General features: G+C 71.1%; 16 protein-coding genes. 7 read left to right on the top strand and 9 right to left on the bottom strand.

Going from position 1 to position 19,041, the window contains the following annotated elements; translation table 11 throughout:
• Positions 1-6 precede the first annotated feature (6 nt).
• The 3 genes from VG899_03915 to VG899_03925 all read left to right on the top strand — a co-directional run bounded on the left by VG899_03915 (position 7) and on the right by VG899_03925 (position 3,134).
• A complete protein-coding gene (locus tag VG899_03915; protein HWA65499.1) occupies positions 7-642 on the top strand; it encodes a maleylpyruvate isomerase family mycothiol-dependent enzyme in 636 nt (211 codons plus the stop codon).
• 98 nt (positions 643-740) lie between these two features.
• Positions 741-2,333, top strand: coding sequence for an MFS transporter (locus VG899_03920; protein HWA65500.1), 1,593 nt, complete (start codon positions 741-743; stop codon positions 2,331-2,333).
• A gap of 42 nt (positions 2,334-2,375) precedes the next feature.
• Entirely contained in the window at positions 2,376-3,134 is a 759-nt protein-coding gene (locus tag VG899_03925; GenBank protein ID HWA65501.1) for a hypothetical protein, read from the top strand.
• Here the strand turns inward: VG899_03925 and VG899_03930 are convergent.
• The 5 genes from VG899_03930 to VG899_03950 all read right to left on the bottom strand — a co-directional run bounded on the left by VG899_03930 (position 3,127) and on the right by VG899_03950 (position 7,109).
• Positions 3,127-4,476, bottom strand: coding sequence for an amidohydrolase family protein (locus VG899_03930; GenBank protein ID HWA65502.1), 1,350 nt, complete (start codon positions 4,474-4,476; stop codon positions 3,127-3,129). The two genes, VG899_03925 and VG899_03930, sit on opposite strands and share 8 nt — an antisense overlap.
• A gap of 41 nt (positions 4,477-4,517) precedes the next feature.
• Complete coding sequence (locus VG899_03935; protein ID HWA65503.1) at positions 4,518-4,976, bottom strand: SRPBCC family protein; 459 nt, start codon at positions 4,974-4,976, stop codon at positions 4,518-4,520.
• Positions 4,977-5,000: 24 nt separating this feature from the next.
• On the bottom strand, positions 5,001-5,729 hold the full coding sequence (locus tag VG899_03940; GenBank protein HWA65504.1) for an SIMPL domain-containing protein: 729 nt from the start codon (positions 5,727-5,729) through the stop codon (positions 5,001-5,003).
• Positions 5,730-5,790: 61 nt separating this feature from the next.
• Complete coding sequence (locus VG899_03945) at positions 5,791-6,183, bottom strand: hypothetical protein (protein ID HWA65505.1); 393 nt, start codon at positions 6,181-6,183, stop codon at positions 5,791-5,793.
• A gap of 38 nt (positions 6,184-6,221) precedes the next feature.
• Entirely contained in the window at positions 6,222-7,109 is an 888-nt protein-coding gene (locus VG899_03950) for an alpha/beta fold hydrolase (GenBank protein ID HWA65506.1), read from the bottom strand.
• A 51-nt stretch (positions 7,110-7,160) separates the two neighbouring features.
• Here VG899_03950 and VG899_03955 point away from each other — a divergent pair, with 51 nt between their 5' ends.
• Positions 7,161-8,399: an FAD-dependent oxidoreductase gene (locus VG899_03955; protein ID HWA65507.1), complete on the top strand. Its 1,239-nt coding sequence runs from the start codon at positions 7,161-7,163 to the stop codon at positions 8,397-8,399.
• A 66-nt stretch (positions 8,400-8,465) separates the two neighbouring features.
• On the opposite strand, the gene VG899_03960 is transcribed toward VG899_03955, so the two are convergent.
• Both VG899_03960 and VG899_03965 read right to left on the bottom strand, forming a co-directional pair.
• Positions 8,466-10,541, bottom strand: coding sequence for a prolyl oligopeptidase family serine peptidase (locus tag VG899_03960; protein HWA65508.1), 2,076 nt, complete (start codon positions 10,539-10,541; stop codon positions 8,466-8,468).
• Positions 10,538-12,811, bottom strand: coding sequence for an ATP-binding domain-containing protein (locus VG899_03965; GenBank protein ID HWA65509.1), 2,274 nt, complete (start codon positions 12,809-12,811; stop codon positions 10,538-10,540). Before VG899_03965 ends, VG899_03960 begins: the two co-directional genes overlap by 4 nt.
• A gap of 150 nt (positions 12,812-12,961) precedes the next feature.
• Between VG899_03965 and VG899_03970 the strand changes: the two genes are divergently transcribed.
• Complete coding sequence (locus VG899_03970; GenBank protein HWA65510.1) at positions 12,962-14,797, top strand: acyl-CoA dehydrogenase; 1,836 nt, start codon at positions 12,962-12,964, stop codon at positions 14,795-14,797.
• On the opposite strand, the gene VG899_03975 is transcribed toward VG899_03970, so the two are convergent.
• A complete protein-coding gene (locus VG899_03975) occupies positions 14,794-14,931 on the bottom strand; it encodes a hypothetical protein (GenBank protein ID HWA65511.1) in 138 nt (45 codons plus the stop codon). The genes VG899_03970 and VG899_03975 overlap by 4 nt on opposite strands.
• Positions 14,932-15,102: 171 nt before the next feature.
• Here VG899_03975 and VG899_03980 point away from each other — a divergent pair, with 171 nt between their 5' ends.
• Positions 15,103-15,951, top strand: a complete 849-nt coding sequence (locus VG899_03980) for a hypothetical protein (GenBank protein ID HWA65512.1) — start codon at positions 15,103-15,105, stop codon at positions 15,949-15,951.
• 72 nt (positions 15,952-16,023) lie between these two features.
• Complete coding sequence (locus VG899_03985; protein HWA65513.1) at positions 16,024-17,589, top strand: peptidoglycan-binding protein; 1,566 nt, start codon at positions 16,024-16,026, stop codon at positions 17,587-17,589.
• Here the strand turns inward: VG899_03985 and VG899_03990 are convergent.
• A complete protein-coding gene (locus VG899_03990) occupies positions 17,586-19,037 on the bottom strand; it encodes a hypothetical protein (protein HWA65514.1) in 1,452 nt (483 codons plus the stop codon). The two genes, VG899_03985 and VG899_03990, sit on opposite strands and share 4 nt — an antisense overlap.
• Positions 19,038-19,041: the final 4 nt, after the last annotated feature.

Below are 19,041 nucleotides of genomic sequence, written 5' to 3' on the forward strand. Positions count from 1 at the left end.
AAAGTCATGGACGCGAACGCGATCTACGCCGCCGCAGCCGTCAATCGCCGGGCCATGGCTGACCTGCTCGAGACGCTCACCCCCGACCAGCTCACCAGCCCCAGCCTCTGTGGCGAGTGGGACGTCCAGACCGTCGGTGCCCACCTCGCCAGCGCGATCACCACGAGCGTTCCGCACGTCCTGGTCGAGCTGGTCCGCAACCGCGGCAACTTCGACCGCACCAACTCGGCGGTCGCCGTGAAGGAGGCGCGCAACGGCATCACCGCGACGATCGCGAAAATCCGGGCGAACGCCGAGAGCCGTTTCACGCCTCCGGTGACCGGTCCCCGCGCGCCGTTGACCGACGCGATCATCCATCTCGGCGACATCACTCGCCCCCTCGGCCTGCCCCACGACGCGCCCGACGACCACGTCCGCACCGCGCTGGAGTTCCTGACCGACGGCCGTCCGATCGGGTTCGTCAAGCGGGGCACGCTGTCCGGACTGCAGCTGTACGCCGACGATCTCGACCTGACGATCGGTGCCGGCGCACAGGTGCGCGGTCGCGGCATCGACATCGCGATGGCGGTCTGCGGCAGGGCGGCCGCGCTCCCCACGCTGGACGGGCCGGGGGTCGAGCTGCTGCGCACCCGGATCAGCTGAGCCACTGACCCGCCGGGTAGGATTGGTTGCGCTAGCAAACTAATCGGGCCCACTCACTCGGAGTCAGCTCCGCCGTACGTTCGGACCTTCACCCACCCGTGACCACCACCGCCGAGCCGGCCCGCGTCGTAGCGCTTCCCACGATCGACACCCCGCTGTCGAAGAAGCAGTGGTTCATCCTCGGCGTCCTGTGTTTCACGGTGCTGCTGATCAGCCTCGACCAGACGGTGCTCAACGTCGCGCTGCCGACGCTGGTGAAGGACCTTCACCCGTCGAACAGCGGCCTGGAGTGGATCGTCGACAGCTACACGCTGATCCAGGCGGTGCTGGCGCTGCTCAGCGGACGGCTCGGCGACCGGTTCGGCCACCGGCGGATGTTCGTCGTCGGCAGCGCGACGTTCGGCGTCGGTTCGCTGGGCTGCGCACTGGTGCACTCGACGTGGCCGCTGGTTGCGATGCGCGTGCTCACCGGGCTGGGGGCAGTCGCCCTCATGCCCGCCACGCTGTCGATCATCGTTGCGACTTTCGAAGGGCACCACCGGGTCCGCGCCATCGGCATCTGGGCGGGCATCGGCGGCGTCGGCGGCGCGGCGGGTCCGCTCGTCGGCGGCCTACTGCTCCAGCACTTCTGGTGGGGCTCGGTGTTCCTGATCAACGTGCCGATCGCGGCCATTGCGGTGATCGGCGGGCTGATCGCGATCAAGGAGAAGCGCGAGGCCGACCCGGCGCCCGTCGACACCCTCGGCGTCCTGCTGTCGGCTCTCGGGCTGTCCGCGCTCACCGCCGCCGTCATCTTCGCCCCCACCGACCGCTGGGGGTCCCGCACCGTGCTGAGCCTCATCGCCGCGTCGCTCGTGCTGCTGATCGCCTTCTATCGATGGGACAGCCACCGCCCAGAGGCGCTGATCGACTTCGGGTTGTTCCGCAACGCCGGCTTCTCCAGCGGCATCGGGGCGGTGACCGCCATGTTCTTCGCGATGTTCGGCGTCAGCTTCCTGCTCAGTCAGTACGTGCAGTTCGTACGAGGCGCATCCGTCTTCGGGGTGGGCATCCGGTTCCTGCCGTTGGCTCTCGGCTCGATGATCGGCAGCAACCTCTCGCCACGCCTGATGCACCGGTTCGGGATCAAGCCGACGTTGCTGTCCGGCATGACGCTCGTCGTCGCGGGGCTGGCAACCTTGACCGCCCTCGACGTCGGCACCGGCTACCTGCTCAACGGCGTGGCCTTCGGCTGCGTCGGCTTCGGGATGGGGTTGGCGATCGCCCCCGCCTCCAACGCAGTGGTCAGCGTGCTTCCCGCCGACAAGGTCGGGATCGGGTCGGGCCTACGAACGATGTTGCAGTGGCTCGGCGGCGCGTTCGGTGTCGCGATCGTCGGCAGCATCGCGACCTCGCACTATCGCGGCCACGTGGATGCGGCGTACGCCACCACCCTGCGCGGCGTTCCGAAAGGTCAGCGCGGGGCGGTCAGCGAGCAGATCGGCCACGCGGCGATCGTGGCCCGGCAGCTGCCGAAGCAGCTCGCCGAGAAGGTCACCTCCGTGACCGACCACGCCTTCGTCGGCGGCATGCACCTGTCGTCCCTGGTCGGACTGGTGGTGACCTTCCTCGCGGTGATCGGCGTGGCGGTCTTCATGCCGAACGACATCGACATCGACGAGGAAGAGGCCAAGCTCGCCTCGACCGGCTAGCCCTGCGACACCGCGCTCATGCCCTTGCGACAGGATCGACCGGTGACCTCGACGCGGACCACGCGGGTGTGGCTGGCCGTGGCCGGTAGCGCTGTCGTCGCGGCAGCGGTCGTGATCCCGATAGTCCTCACCCACGGCGGGAACGATGGCAGCTACACCGGCGGCCCCCGGCCGGTGACGGCGGCCGAGGCGGAGCGGCTCGCCACCATGCGGGTCACGAACTTCGAGGCGGTCGGTGTCGCGTTCCACGCGAACGTCGCCGCGGCGCAGGGCAGCGTCACCGTCAACGGCGACGTGGACTTCCACACGTTGACCGGGTACGGCGAGGTGTCGAGCAAGAACGCCGCGTCGTACACGATCGAATGGAACCCCAGCCGGCTGATCGCCTGGCGCAGCTCCGGCAGGCCGACCGCCGCGCCTGCGGCGCTCCCGGTGACTCCGCCGCGCGAGCGAGCGCTCTCGCCGTCGACGTCAGGCGTGGACACCGTGCTCGCGCTGCTGCTCGGACTCGGCGAAAGCCGCCCGGACGACGCCGGGCAGGTCCGCCAGGACGGTGCGCGGTGGCTGCGGACCGCGACGCTCGACGGCGAGACCGTCGACGTCATGCAGGGCCCGTCTGCGAAAGGTGCCGGTCACGGCTCGGACACCTCGCTGGACTTCTGGGTGGACCGCACCGGTCACCTGCTGCGGGTCGACGCGTATCTGTCCGGCGTCACCACGCCGAGCGAGATCGATCTCGACCCGAACGGCTACACCGGGGTGCCGACGTCGGCGTACCTGACCGCCGACAGCTCTAGCTGACCGACGCCGTCAGCGGGACCGGCCTCGCCAGGCTCCAGCTGAACGTCTCCGGGAAGTCCGCGAGCTCGACCGGCGTCGCGACCTCGGCGACCGTCATCCCGCCGGCGTCGGCGGCGGTGCGCAGCGCATCGCGGTCGAAGTCCCACAGCCGCATCGCGTTGCCGCCGAGCATTGCGCGTACGTCGGGCTCCGGCATGCCTGCAAAGACGTGCCGCACCACCTCGCGGTGCACCGGCACGGCGCCTTCCAGGTGCGGGTAGTCGGCACCCCACATCAGCTTGTCGACCCCGACCTCGTCGCGCATCTCGGCCTCGTAGCGCTTCATCAGCGAGCCCGCGAGATGCACGTGCTTAGCGACGTACTCGGCTGGGCGCAGCTTCAGGTACGACCGCACGGGCGCGCCGCCGTGAGTGTCGAAGAAGGACTCCATGTCCCGGACCAGCGACGGCAACCACTGCACGCCGTTCTCCGCCATGACGACCTGCAGCTTCGGGTGCCGGTCGAAGACGCCACCGAAGATCATGAACCACAACGAACGCCTCGTGAACACGAAGACCTCGAACAGGCCCAGCATGCCGCTGTGCTCGTCGTCGTAGAGGTACTTCGAGTCGGTGGCGGTGCCCGACGCGCCGGTGTGGAAGTTCAAGACGATGCCGAGGTCCTCGCACGCCGACCAGAACGGATCGAAGTACGACGCGGCGTAGCCCGGGAGCTTCGCGCGAACCGACATCGCCGGCATCATGACGCCGCCGAAGATGCCGTTGTCCCTGGCCCACGCGAGCTCCTCGATCGCGCGGTCGATGTCGTGCAGATCGATCGGGAGCACCCCGGCGCGGCGGCCCTTCGCCGCGTTGCAGAAGTCCGCGAGCCAGCGGTTGTAGCCGTGCAGCGCCGGCCAGACGACGTCGAGACCGTCGGCGGTGGCCGAGCCGAGATACATCGCCGGTGAGATCCCGCCGGTCAGGACCGGACCCGGGTAGGACACCTCGCCCTGGATGCCTTGCTCCTCGAGGACGGCGAGTCGCCGACCGTCCCGGTCGCCGGCGAACACCCAGTCGGTGCTGTAGCGCTCGATCCAGGTCGCGGCCGCTGCGATGTCGACTCCCATCCCGGCCAGCCGGCGGGCAGCGGTCGCGCGGACCGGATCGGGATCGTCGACCGGACCCGGGTCGTGACCGCCGAGCATGCTCATCGCCGTGGACGAGAGGTCACCGAAGGCAGCCACCGCCTCGCGATGACCCGGGTCGACGTAGGACAGGAACTGGTCGAGGTCGTCCGGAGCGGCGTGCGCGTCAGCGGACACCACGACGTAGGGCTTGCCCGTGTCCGGCCCCTCGATCATGTGGGCAGCGTAAGGCGCAGCCGCGCCCGCCGCGACCGACCTCAGCCGGCTTCGACGACCGCCTTGATCCGTTCGAGCGTGGTCCGCATCCCGTCACGGTTCGTCTTGCCCCGCGCCCATCCGGCGAGCGCCCAGTAGATGCGAGTCCCGACGTTGCGATGCAACGCGAACCATTCGGTCGCGTCCGTCCCGTCCCCCGCCGCGGCGAGCCGGTAACCCCAGGTGTTGATCACCCGGTCCCCGGGGCCGAGTACGTCGAAGGCGAAGCTCTCGCCGGGCACGCAGTCGGTCACGCGGCAGTTGGTCCAGTAGACCGGGCCTCTGCCGTTGCGCTTGACGTGGCCGCGGAAGCGCGCGCCGACCGCCGGGCCGTTCGCCCCGTCGGCCCATCGCGCCTCGAACGTCTCCGGACTGAACTCACCGATCCGGGTGACGTCGCTGACCAGGTCCCAGACCCGCGCCGGCGGCGCCGAGATGTGAACCGTCACCTCGTCGCGCATGCCGGCAGCCTATGGCCGGGACGGCTACCTGAGGGCCCAGACCACCCGAACCGATGCGCCGATGGTCTGCGTCCCCGGGTTGATCGGCACCGGCGCCGCGGTGACGCCGCCGGCGCCGCCCGAGGCTGCGACCGGCACGGGGTAGCGGACCACGCCACCGCCGCTCGATGTCGCGACGATGCTGATCACCCGGCCGAGGTGCCGCCCGGCGAGCTCGGCGTACTGCTCGGCGGCGGCCTTCGCGTTGGCGAACGCCTGTGCGCGCGCCTTGGACTGGTACTGCGCGCGGTTGGAGATCGTCAGGTCGGTGCTGTCGATGTCGAGCCCGTTGCCGCCCGCCTGCGACGCGGCGCCGAGCGCGGTCTCGGCGGTGCTGAGCGGGTGCATCCGGGCGGTGATCGACTCGTCGGCCCGGTAGCCGTCGATCGCGCCGCCCTTGCCGTACGTCGCCCCGACCGAGACTCCGGAAGTCTGGATGTCGCTTTGCGCCACGCCGTTCGCTTCGAGGGCGTTGACGACGTTCGTCGCCACCTGGCTGGCGGCGGTGAGCGCGTCGGAGGCGTTGGCGGCCCGCGCGTGGGCGTCCATGTCGGCGATGAGCGTGTCGGGGGTGCCCTTGACGCTGCCGTGGCCGGAGACGCTGACGGAGTCGGTCGACGGGGCCGCGGCGGCCGGCGTCGCGCTCGCGACCACGAGCCCTCCGAACGCCAACGTGGTGGCGGCGGCGACCTTGGTCAGGCTGTGCAGGGCCATTTCCCCTCCTCGGTGCGGTTGCAACTCAGACGCAGCAGCGTGCCGTCCGGTTTCGTCCGACCTAGTGGAACGGGTCGCGGGGCGGCGGGTCCTTCAGCTCAGCACGCGAGCAGGTGTCCAGCGTCAGCCCGGCGTAACCGAGCGCGTCGTTGCACAGCGACTCCACCGTCCACCCGCGCTTGCTGCCGTGGTCGGTCACGGTGACGCGGTAGATCGTGATGTCGTACCGCGTGGGTGCGCCGTAGGCCGTGGCGATCGTGCCGACCAGCATGGACGAGCCGGCCATGCCGCCCGGGCCGTCCCATGGCTTGTCGAAGCGCTGCCAGAGTCCGGGGTTGACGATCCAGACGCCGCCGTTGGCGACGTCGAGGCGCGCCAGCTCGTCGACGACGAGCTGCGCCTCGGCCTGCTTGAGCACCGCGGCGGGCCGGATGACCCTGCTGGTCTCAGCCACATCCCCCTCCGGTCCTCGAGCAGCGCTGCGAAGGCACGCTATACCGCACCGGTCGCCTCCCGACGGACACCCACAGAGTTTGCCGGGGCGCTGACCTCCAGGATCCGGCGTACGACGACCTCCGGGTCGTCCCACATCGGCATGTGGCCGAGGCCGGGAAGCGGGACGAACTCGGCCTGCGGAACCATTCGCTGCATCCGCTGGTAACAGGCGGGCCACCGGATCAGCCGATCCCGTGTGCCGTAGAGGATCCGCACCGGCACCTCGATCGGGCCGAGCTCGTCGAAGGCGTTCCCCGCCGCGGCCTGCGCGACCGCGTCGGCGAACACGGTGCAGTTGGCAGCCCCCGTGAAGAACGCCATGGCGGCCTCAGCGGTGACGTTGCCGGGGCGAGCCATCAGGTCACGGAACGCAACGCGACGAAGCGCCGGGGTCCGCGCGATCCGCGGCAGCATCGGCGCGCTCGCCCGCAGCCGCCGCTGAGCGGACCGGAAGTAGCGCAGGATCCGGTGGTCTTCGGCGGAACCGATCTCCCAGCCGCCGGCCGGGCACAGTGCGACGACTGACAGCGCGCGGCCGCGGACCGCCAGCTCGAGCGCGGCCCACCCGCCGAGGGAGTTTCCGACCAGATGCGCCTGGCCGATGCCTTGCTCGTCGAGCTGGCGCTCCAGCAGGTCGAGACTGGCAGTGATCATCGCCGGACCGCCCGCCGGCACCGGCGGCCCGCCGTAATGGCCCGGCAAGGCCGGCGCGAAGACCCGATGGTGCGCTTCGAGCGCCGCAAGCACCGGGTTCCAGGTACGCCAGGTGTCGGTGAACCCGTGGAGCAGGACCATCGGCGTACCGCTGCCCCCGGCGTGGAACGGCTCGGGTGGCGGGACGGGGAGCCGTCCGGGCCTGATCGCGAGTGCGGGCACGACGTCCATTCAAGCCCATCCGTGGCACGTGCCGGACCCTGCTTCGGTAGCGTCGCCGGCGTGAGCGAGCAGCCCCACCTCGTCGTCGTCGGCGCGTCTCTGGCGGGGCTGCGTGCCGCCGAGGGCGCCCGCCGCAGCGGGTTCACCGGAGCGATCACTCTCCTCGGCGACGAGCCCCACACCCCGTACGACCGGCCGCCGCTGTCGAAGGAGTTCCTGACCGCCGACGCCGTACCGGCCCCGACGGTGCTGCGCGAGCAGGCGATGCTGCGCGACGAGCTCGGCATCGACGTCCGGCTCGGTACCGCCGCGACCGGGCTCGACCCGGACGGTCGCGAGATCGCCACCTCCGACGGGCCGCTTCGCTACACGACGGCCGTGATCGCCACGGGCGCGACGCCGCGCACCATCCCGGGCACCGAGCAGCTGGCCGGCGTGCACGTGCTTCGCACGATCGACGACGCGCGCAAGATCCGCGAGGCGCTCGACTCCGGGGCGCGCACCGTGGTCGTCGGCGCCGGGTTCATCGGCTCGGAGATCGCTGCGTCCGCCCGCGCCCGCGGTGTCGAGGTGACGGTCGTCGAGGCCATGGCGACACCACTCGCCCGCCCGGTCGGCGAACAGATGGGCCGGGTGCTCGCCTCGCTGCACGAGCGCAACGGCACCACGCTGCGGGTCGGCGTCGGGGTCGAGGCGCTCGAAGGCGAGGACAAGGTCCGCGCCGTCCGGCTCGCCGACGGCACGACGATCGAGGCCGAGCTGGTGGTCGTGGGCATCGGGGTCACGCCCAACACCGAGTGGCTGCGCGGCTGCGTCGAGCTGGACAACGGCGTCGTCTGCGACGAGTTCCTGCGTACCAGCGCCGAGGGGGTGTACGCCGCGGGCGACATCGCGAACTGGCTCAACCCGACGTTCGGGCGGCGGATGCGGTTGGAGCACTGGACCATCGCGGCCGAGCAAGGCGGTCACGCCGGCCGCAACGCCGCCGACCCGGGCGCGGCGACCCCGTTCGAGACCGTCCCGTACTTCTGGTCGGACTGGTACGGCAAGCGGATCCAGTTCGTCGGCGTCGCCGCGGATGCCGACGAGGTCCTGCCGGTCGCCGGCGACCTCGACGGCGACTCGTTCGTCACGTTGTACCGGCGGGGGGACAAGCTCTCCGGCGCGCTCGCCCTGGAACAGCGCTCGCAGATCATGAAGTACCGCGCGATGCTCGCCGCGCAGGCGTCCTGGGACGAGGCACTGGCGTTCGCCAAGGAGCGCGCCGCCAAAGCCGCCGCCAAGGCCGCCGCCCCCTGAGCGAATGGCACATGGGTGTCGCCATGGCGGTACGCGTGGCACACCCGTATCGCCATATAGCAGTACCTATGTGTCATCCGCTCGCAGGTGCTGGTTGAGGAAGGCGACCTGAAGCAGGAGCAGGTACTCGGCCACCGTCTCCTGCGGCGTCATGTGCGTCACGCCGGTCAGTGGGAGCACGCTGTGCGGCCGGCCCGCCTCGGTGAGCCGCTGCGAGAGCCGCAACGTGTGCGCGGCGAAGACGTTGTCGTCGGCCAGCCCGTGGATGAGCAACAGCGGCCGCGAGAGCGTGTCAGCGTCGGTGAGCAGTGAGTTCGCGCGGTACGCCGCAGGCTGCGCGTCCGGCGTACCGAGGTAGCGCTCGGTGTAGAAGGTGTCGTAGAGCGCCCAGTCGGTGACCGGAGCGCCGGCGACGGCCGCGTGAAAGACGTCCGGTCGGCGCAGCACCGCGAGTGCCGCGAGCCAGCCGCCGAACGACCAGCCGCGGATGCCGACCCGGCTCAGGTCGAGATCCGGCTCGACCTCGGCCGCCGCATGCAACGCGTCCACCTGGTCGTCGAGCACGGGCCCGGCGAAGTCCAGGTGCACCTCGCGCTCCCACGCCGGGTCACGCCCGGCCATGCCGCGGTTGTCGACGACGAGTACGGCGAACCCCTGGTCGGCGAGCCACTGCGGCTCGAGCCAGGCGGAGCGAACCGAGAGCACACGCTGCGAGTGCGGCCCGCCGTACGGGTCCATGAGCACCGGCAGCTTCGTCCCCGCGACGTGCTCGCGCGGCAGCACCAAGCCGGCGCACAGCGACCGGGATCCCAGCCGGAGCATCCGGACCTTCGGCTCGAAGGGCGGTGTCAGCGCCAGCGAGCGCACCTCGACCCGCCTGGCGTCGAAGTGGATGTGGGCCTGGCCACCGAACTGGGTCAGGCCGGACTCCACGGTCACCGTCGTGGCGCCGCCGACCAGCGCGCGATGGATGCCGGTGCCGCCGGCCACCTCGCACACCTGCTCGCCGTCCCACCAGTAGGCGTTGATCGAGGTGGGATCGCCCTTCGACGCGGTGAAGGTCAGCCCACCGCGGTGGACCCCCACGACGTCGCGGACGTACATGTCGTCGGGCGTGACCCGCCGCGCCCCCACCCACAGGCCGCGGACCCCGGTCACGTCGGCCACCCGCACGAGCTCGTCGCGCCACCACATCGGTACGCCGTCGAAGAGCTCCACCCATGCCGGATCCGAGTCGACGGCAAGCTCAGCCGTCTCACCGGTCTCGACGTCGACCGCCAGGGTGCGGATCTCCCGCTGGTCACGACTCACCACTGCGAGCAGCGGCGGCCCGCCGGCACTCCAGTGGACCCGGCCGAGGTACGGCGAGCGCTCGCGGTCCCAGACGACCTCCTGCCTGGAGCCGTCGAGCTGGACGTGCCAGAGCGTCACGTCGACGTCCGCCGTCCCGGCGGCGGGATAGCGCACCGCGGTGGGCTCGCGATCCGGGTGCGCCGGGTCGGCGATCCACCACTGCGCGACGGGGGCTTCGTCGACCCGCGCCACCAGCAGCGACCGGCCCTCCGGCGCCCACCAGTAGCCGCGGAAGCGGTTCATCTCCTCCGCCGCGACGAACTCGGCGCGCCCCCACGAGACGGTCGGCGACGGTTCGTCGGCGAGCACCTGCTCGTTCCCGCCGTCGATGTCGACCACGCGCACAGCGGCGCCGTCGACGAACGCCACACGCGCACCGGTCGGGTCGGGACGCGGGTCGAAGCACGCGCTGGCGGAGCCGACCTCTCGGATCTCGCCCGTGTCGACCGTCACGACGCACAGCCGGCCGCCCGCGGCGTAGGCAACCACCCGACCGGAGTCGTCGGCGGCGTACGACACGACACCGGTGGCGCCCTCGCGCAGTCGTTCGCGGCGAGCGCGCTCGGTAGCGGTCAGCTCGCCGTCGGCGGCCGGGTCGACGACCGGCCGCTCGACGCCGTCGGCCGCATCGACCACCCACAGGCCGGTGCGCGGGTCGTCGCCCGCGGCTGCACGCAGGAACAGCACCCGCTCGCCGTCCGCGCAGATCGTGAAGGTGCGCGGCTCACCGAGGGTGAAACGCTGCGTCCGCGCCCGTAGCCGCGGGAACGACACGTTGGAGCCGGTCAATGCGGGGCGCCGACGAGCGAAGCGGGATCGACCCCGGCGCCAGCCGTGTCGGCACGCAGCCGGGCCAGTACGTCGGGCAGCTGGTCGGCGTAGACGACGTCGAGCCGCTGGGTCGCACGAGTCAGCGCGACGTAGAGGTCGCGCAGGCCCCGCTCACCCTCGGCCAGCCACGCCGCGGGCTCGACGACGACGACCGCGTCGAACTCCAGGCCCTTGGCGTCCCCGATCTCGAGGACGGCGATCGGCGCGTCCAGGCCCGCGGACCCGGTCCCGACCTCTCCCGGGAAGCCCTCGTCGAGCGCTGCCTGCACGGCGGCGAAGTCGCCGCCGGCGGCGAGGACGGCCAGCCGGCCGTCACCGATGGCCGCCCGAGCCGCGACCACGACGTCCACCACCGTCGCCCCGAGTCCGGCCGCGTCGTCGACCCGGTGCGCTTGCGGCTCGTGCCCCGCGTCGCGTACCGAGGACGGCGGCGTCGCGGCGGGATCGACGGCAGCGAGTACGTCGGCCGCCACGGCCATGATCTCACTCGGCGTGCGGTAGTTGACGGTCAGCTCGCGGAGGTCCCAACGCTGCGGCGCGACCGTGTCCAGCGTGTCTGCCCACCGCCGGGTGCCCCACGGCGCGGCGAGCTGGTCGACGTCGCCGACCACGGTCATCGAACGCATCGGGCACCGGCGCACCAGCATCCGCCACGCCATCGGCGAGAGCTCCTGCGCCTCGTCGACGATGACGTGACCGAACTCCCAGTCCGGATCTCCCGCGGCGCGTTCGACGAGGCTGCGCCCGCCCACCCCCGGCGCGCCGAACCGCTCGGCCAGCGCATCCGCGTCGACCTGGCCGCGCAAGCCGCTGGCGGCGATGACCTCCTGCGCGTACGCCCGTTCCAGCCGGAGGCGGCGACGTTCGGCTGCCGCTCGCAACACTTCTTCCGGATCGCCGAGCAGCGCCCATGCCTCGTCGAGCAGCGGTACGTCGGCAGGTGTCCAGGGCGCGTCCGGCTCGCGGACGAGCAGCTCCTGCTCACGCCGGCTCAAGATGTCGCGACCGGCCCGGGCGAGGCCGGCCGGCGTCAACAGGTCGCGGACCAGATCGGCCATCGACAGCCGCGGCCAGCACTCGTCGATGACCGCACGAAACGCATCCGAGCCCATGACGGTGCGGACCACCCAGCGCTCCGCGGCCAGCTTCGGATCGACGACGGCGAGCTCGCCCATCACGGCGCGCAGCACCGACTTCGCGAAGGCGTAGCGGGCCCGGTTGTGACGGCGCCGGCTGCGGCGGGTGCGCGCCCGGGCGGCTGCGATCACCGACGGCTCGATGACCAGGTCGTAGTCCTCGACCTCGATCGTCACCGGTCCGTCCGGCACTCGCTGCCGCGACGCGACCGCGGCCGCGACGACCTGAGCCATCCGTGCGTCCGACTTGATCCGGGCGACCTCGTCCGGCTCCTTGCCGCGAGCCTCGATCCCGGGGATCAGACCGGACAGCGTCGACAGCAGCACGCCGGTCTCGCCCAGGGAGGGCAACACCTGCTCGATGTAGCGCAGGAACGTCTGCCCGGGACCGACGACGAGCACGCCGGAGCGCGCCAGCCGTTCCCGGTTGGAATAGAGCAGGTACGCCGCACGATGCAGCGCGACGGCCGTCTTGCCGGTGCCGGGGCCGCCTTGTACGACGAGGACACCGGTCGGGTCCGCGCGGATGACCCGGTCCTGCTCCGCCTGGATCGTGGCCACGATGTCGCGCATCCGGCCGGTCCGGCTCTCGGTGAGCGCCGCCAGCAGCGCGCCGCCCCCGCCGAGGGTCTCGCGGTCGGCGTCGGTCAGCTCCTCGACGTCGAGCACGTCGTCCTCGACGTCGAGCACCGCTCTCGCGCGGGTGCGCAGGTGCCGCCGGCGCACGACGCCGAGCGGGTCGGCCGGCGTCGCCCGGTAGAACGGCTCCGCGGCCGGCGCCCGCCAGTCGACCAGCATCGTGTCGTGGCGCTCGTCGGTGAGCCCGATGCGCCCGACGTGCAGCCGCTCGCCCCCGGAGAGGTCCAGCCGACCGAAGCACAGGCCCGGCTCCACGGCCTCGAGCTGGGCGAGCCGGTCCTCGTAGAGCGCGGCGAACGCGTCCCGCTCGCTGCGCGCCTGGGGCGTGCCGGAGGCGCCGCGCCGACGTACCTCGGTCAGCCGATCGCGAGCCTGCTCGCGCAGCTCGTCCAGCCGGCCGTAGAGCTCGTCGACGTGAGCCTGCTCACGCGCGACCTCCTGGCTTCGGGACATCGATCCAGTCTGCACCCCGCCCGGAAACGCGCGAAGAACGGAAGTTGCTTACTCGCGGTTACCCGGGGGTAACCTTCTCGTTGTTACCGGTGGGTAGCCCAGCTGGCTGGACACCCAACCCTGCGTCCCGCCACGGGAGTGTGAGCAATCATGGGCCACTACAAGTCGAACCTCCGCGACGTCGAGTTCAACCTCTTCGAGGTGCTCGGGCGCGGCGACATCCTCGGGCAGGGCGCGTTCGCCGACCTCGACGTGGACACCGTCAAGTCGATCCTGGACGAGGTGCGCCGCCTCGCCGAGGGCCCCCTTGCCGACTCGTTCGCCGACGCCGACCGTCACCCGCCGGTGTTCGACCCGGACGCCCACACCGTGACGCTGCCTGAGTCGTTCAAGAAGTCCTACCGGTCACTGATCGACTCGGGCTGGGACCGGCTCTCGCTCACCGCGGAGCTCGGTGGCCCGGGCCTGCCGCCGTCGTTCTACTGGGCCGCCGGCGAGATGGTGCTCGGCGCCAACCCGGCGATCCACATGTACGCCGCCGGCCCGTCGTTCGCGCAGATCCTCTACCGCAACGGCAACGAGACCCAGCGCAAGATCGCCCAGATGATGGTCGACCGCAACTGGGGCGCGACCATGGTCCTGACCGAGCCGGACGCCGGCTCCGACGTCGGCGCCGGGCGCACCAAGGCGACCCAGCAGCCGGACGGCTCGTGGCACATCGAGGGCGTCAAGCGCTTCATCACCAGCGGCGAGTGGGACGTTCCGGAGAACATCATCCACCTGGTGCTGGCTCGCCCCGAAGGTGCCGGGCCGGGCACCAAGGGTCTGTCGCTGTTCGTCGTACCGAAGTTCCACTTCGATCCCGAGACGGGTGAGATCGGCGAGCGCAACGGCGCCTTCGTCACCAACGTCGAGAAGAAGATGGGCCTGAAGGTGTCGGCGACGTGCGAGCTCACCTTCGGTGAGCACGGCATCCCGGCGGTGGGCTGGCTCGTCGGCGACGTGCACGACGGCATCGCCCAGATGTTCGAGGTCATCGAGATGGCCCGCATGATGGTCGGCACCAAGGCGATCGCCACGCTGTCGACCGGCTACCTCAACTCGCTGGAGTTCGCCAAGACTCGCGTCCAGGGCGCCGACCTGACCCAGATGCTCGACAAGGCCGCGCCCCGCGTCACGATCTCCCATCACCCCGACGTACGCCGCGCACTGATGCTTCAGAAGGCCTACGCCGAGGGCATGCGGGCGCTCGTGCTGTTCACCGCGAGCCAGCAGGACACCGTCCTCGACGCGGCCTCACGTGGGGAGGACGCGACCGAGGCGACGCGGCTCAACGACCTGCTGCTGCCGCTGGTCAAGGGCTGCGGCTCGGAGCGTTCCTACGAGCTGCTCGGCTCGCAGTCGCTGCAGACGCTCGGCGGCTCGGGGTTCCTTCAGGACTACCCGATCGAGCAGTACATCCGCGACGCGAAGATCGACACCCTCTACGAGGGCACGACCGCGATCCAGGGGATGGACCTGTTCTTCCGCAAGATCGTCCGCGACCAGGGCGCCGCGCTCACCGGGCTGTTCGGTCAGATCCAGGGCTTCATCGACTCCGAGGCAGGCAACGGCCGGCTGAAGAACGAGCGCGAGCTGCTGGCCAAGGCGCTGGGCGACGTGCAGGGCATGGTCGAGACGATGGTCGGCTACCTCACCGCATCGCTCGAGGACTCCCCGTCCATGTACAAGGTGGGGCTCAACACCTCCCGCCTGCTGCTCTCGCTCGGCGACGTCGTCATCGGCTGGCTGCTGCTGCGTCAGGCGGAGGTCGCCCTCAACGCCCTGACGGTCGGCGCGGACGGGCGCGACAAGGACTTCTACGAGGGCAAGGTCGTCGCCGCGAAGTTCTTCGCCCAGACCCGGCTGCCGCTGCTGGCCGCCGAGCGGGTCGTGGTCGAAGGCGCCAACCTCGAGGTCATGGACCTGCCGGAGACCGCCTTCTAGAGGCGCTCCCCGCGCAACCGCACCGGCCGGCGGGCCGGACGTGCGGGCTCGCCGGTCAGGCTCGACTCGACGCTGACGGCGAACACCAGGCCGGCCACCACCGCCATGGCCGCCACGAGCAGGAACCAGATCATGGGCACATCGTGCGCCGCAGCCACGACAATGCCCATGGCGAAGTTGGGTGGTTTCGGGTAGTCATCGCCCTGATTGCGGCGAGGCAGTGCCAAAATCGCTGGTCCATCCGGTCGATCCCCACTAGGCCACTCGCTCGTCAAAGGCCGGTCACGGGTTGCCGAAGCCATGTCGTGGCCGAGAACCTGCGCGCCCGACCGCTGTATCTGCTGACAGCGATCCTCACCGTCTGGACGACGGGGCAGTTCTGGCTGTGCCGCAACGCCGCTCACACTCTCAACGCCGCCGCTGCGTTCGCCGCCCAGCGGATCGAGACCGAGCACCCCAGCACCTACGTCCGACTCGACGCGATCGGCACCAGCGTCTGGCTGCGCGCCGGGCTGGAAAGCGTCGCCGCGGTCCTGCTGCCGACGATCGTCGCGGTCTTCCTGGTCGCCGGCGGCCGACGCTGGCTCGCCGCCGTCGTCGCGGCGTATCCGGCGGCCAATGTGCTCGGCGGGTTCCACGACGGCGCGTCACTCGGGCTGGGCTGGGACCAGCCGACGGCGGTCCAGCTGTGGTTCACCTACGGCGTCATCGTCGACTCGGCGCTGCTGCTGCTGATCGTCGGGTTGCTGGTGAAGGCGATGCCGGAACGGCCCGAGCCCGGCCCGACGCGGTGGAACTTCCTGCGTGTCGTGCCGTGCCTGATCGTGCTGGCCGGCTGGTGGGTGACCCGCCATCCCGCCCCGACCGGCCACGACTGGGTGTGGCTCGGCGACGCCGTCACGTTCACGCTCGTCGCCGCTCTGCTCGCCGACTCCGTCCTCCCGCCCGCCGCCCGTGCGGTGTCGATCGGGCTGGTGCTGCCGCTGGCCACCGGCACGATCCTCAACGACCTGATCGCGCCCGGACAGATCGGCTTCCCGGCCACCTACTTCGCCCACCACGCGTTGATCGCGATCGGGACCGCGATGTACGTGACCGGCGCGCCCAAGGCGTTCAACTGGCTGGTCGGCGCGACGCCTGCTACCGCCACCTGACCGACTTCGACCAATGCTGGGCCAGTGCGCCTTATGGTGACGAGTGCGTAGCGTCAGCTCATCGGGAGCGTCATGACCGGCAGGTTTCGCGGCACCGCCGTCGCGGTGTTCGCCCTCGTGCTCTCGGCCACGGCTGTCGGCACCGCCGCCGCGGACGGCACCGACTTCACGCTGTCGCCCACGTCGGGGCCGGCCGGCACGACGGTCACCATTGACGCCTCCGGGACGACGGCGTTCCCCGCGCCCACCGACCCCGCTCCCGTGACCCCGAGCGTCGCCTTCAACGGCGTCGCGGCGACCACGGTGACGCTGGTCAGCGCGACCGAGCTGACCGCCGTCGTACCCGCGACCGCAACGAGCGGGACGGTGACGGCGACGGTCGGTATGACGACCTACACCGGGCCCACCTTCACCGTGACGACCGTCCCCACGCCGCAGCCGGCGACCTGGGCGGTCGCGATCTCGCGGCAGAGCGTCACGTACGGCGCCAGCACGGTCGTGACGGGCACCCTCACCGATGCGGCCGGCGCCGTCGGCGGCGTGACGGCCGAGCTGCAACAGTCGACCGGCGCGGGGGCCTGGCTGCCGGCTGCCGGGACGCAGGCAGCCACCACCAACTCCGCCGGCGCGGTGCGGTGGACGGTGACGCCGCGACAGAACGAGCGCTACCGCGTCTCATCCCCCGCGACCAGCAACTACCTCGCGGCGGTGAGCCCGCCCGCGTCGGTGGAGATCGTCCCGGTGCTCACGCTGCACCCGGTCGAGGTCGCCGCCGCCGGGGTGACCTTTCACCTGACCGGCACCGTCCGACCGGCGATCGCGGGCACCCTTCAGTTGCAGCGACGCAACGGGACGACCTGGCGGCCGGTGGCACAGGCGGGTGCGGGCAGCGGACGGTTCTCCTTCGCCGTCACCCCGACGGTGGTCGGGCCGGTGCGCTACCGGGTCGTCGAGGCGGCCAATGCCGAGCACGGTGCCGCCAGCAGCCCAGCGATCCGGATCGAGGTCACGCACGCGCTGCTGCGGTACGGGTCGTCCGGCGCCGAGGTGCGGGCGCTGCAACGCCGCCTGCGCGAGCTCCACTACGACGTCGGGCCGCCGTCGAGCACGTACGGCTGGGACATGGTCCACGCCGTCACCGCGTTCGAGAAGGTCCAGGGGATCGCCCGCGACGGGGTCGCCGGCACGCAGACGTGGCGGCGGCTCGACAACCCGAAGGTGCCGCATCTCGAGCACCCGTACCCCAACGCGCCGGTCGCGGTCGAGGTCAACCTGACCAAGCAGATCCTGATGATCGCGAAGTACGGCAAGGTGTGGCGCATCCTCGACACGTCCACGGCCGGCGGCTACACCTACACCGACTCCGCTGGCCTGACCGCGACCGCCATCACACCGACCGGGCACTTCACGATCCGCTACAAGATCGACCACCTCGTGACGGACACCCTCGGCACGTTGTGGCGTCCGTCGTACTTCAACTACTCAGGCGACGCGATCCACGGCGAAGGCAACACCAACAGCGGCAGCAACGTCCCGCCGTACGCCGCGAGCCACGGTTGCGTACGGATCACCGATCTCGCGGTGGACCGCTACTACAACGTGCTCGCGGTCGGTACGCCGGTCTGGATCTACCACTAGTCCGATCCCGGCGCGCCGGGATCCAGGGTGGTGGTCACCTCGCCGGTGTCGTCGTCGACAGTGACCGTGCCGTACTCGAAGGTGCACTGGTCGAGCTCCCCTTCGGTGGTGACGTCGGAGACCGGGAAACCGAGGACGCCGGCCGCGCCGCCTTGCTCGACCCACGCGGCGTAGATCGCACCCCAGACGCCGTACGCCGCGCCGTTCGCTTCGGCGACGACGCCGTTGGTGAAGTTGACCAGCGATCTCTCGTTGCCGACCGCGTCGGTCGCGTCGGTCGCGTCGCTCGTCGGGTAGCCGAGCGGGCCGTCCACCGCACCGAGGTCGGCGTACTTCGCGGCGATCGCGCCGGGCAGGACGTAGGGATGTCCGCCGCCCTGGAGATAGATCGCGCCGTTGTCGAAGGTGGCGAACTCACCGCTTCCGTCCGAGGTCGGGGAGACAGTGGCGGTGGGAAATCCCAACGGCCCGCGTGGGCCGCCGGCGCTTTGGTAGCGGGCGTCGACGGCACCCCACAACGCGAAGGCAGGCGCGCCGTGCCGTTGATAGATGTCGCCGCGCTCGAACGCCGCCGTCGAGCCGAGGACGAGGTCGCCGCCGGCACCGAGCAACTGGTGGCTGTCGGTGATCGGCAGCCGCAACGGAGACGCGCTCTCGGTCAGCGCCAGGTAGCAGCGCAGCACCTCGCCGGTCAGGTAGTGCGGCCCGGTTTCGGTGGAGGAGTACATCCGTCCGTTGACGTAACGCTGCATTCGTCCGAACGCGCCGGTGACCTCCGGGCCGACGGTCGCCCCGAGTATCGACCCTTGTGAGCCGAGCTTCGTGTAGCGCTCGTTGATGGCCGTCCAGCCGGGAAGGCAGGGCGCGGAGTGGCTGACGGTCGCCTGGCTGGTCGCCGCCGCAGTCGAGCACTCGGCCCACTCCCACGGCGGGGTGCACGAGATGGCGCGGCACATCACCGGCCCGGAACACTCCCGGTGGCGGTTGCACTGTCCGTAGCGGAACACCGTGTGGCAGACCCGGCGACGGTCGCAACCGCCATCAGCACAGTGCGGTCGGCAGCTCCAGCACCCCTCTTCGCAGAAGTGCCCTCCGCCGCAGCCGCAGTCGACGCACTCGGCTTGACAGTCGACGTAGTAGCGCGCGCTGCCGCCGCACAGACTCGCACCTTCGGCTTTCCACCATCCGCCCGCGAAGCTGCCGGGCGGGCACTGGTTGATCCCGCCGTTGATCGAGCAGCACATCGCGGTCCAACCGGAGTAGCAGCTCGCCCCTTCGCCACACACCCAGGCGTACGCGCTGCCGGGCCGGACGATGAAGTCCCAGCCCACGGCGCTGACTGCGGTCCCCACCAACGTCGTCCGCGCGAGGAAGCCACGTCGGCTCACCCGTCGCTCGATCGCTCGAGACGCCCAGGTGACGAGTCGCTCCGTCGCGGTCGCGGTCATCGGC

The organism is Mycobacteriales bacterium, assembly GCA_035550055.1.
GTDB lineage: Bacteria > Actinomycetota > Actinomycetes > JAFAQI01 > JAFAQI01 > DASZTV01.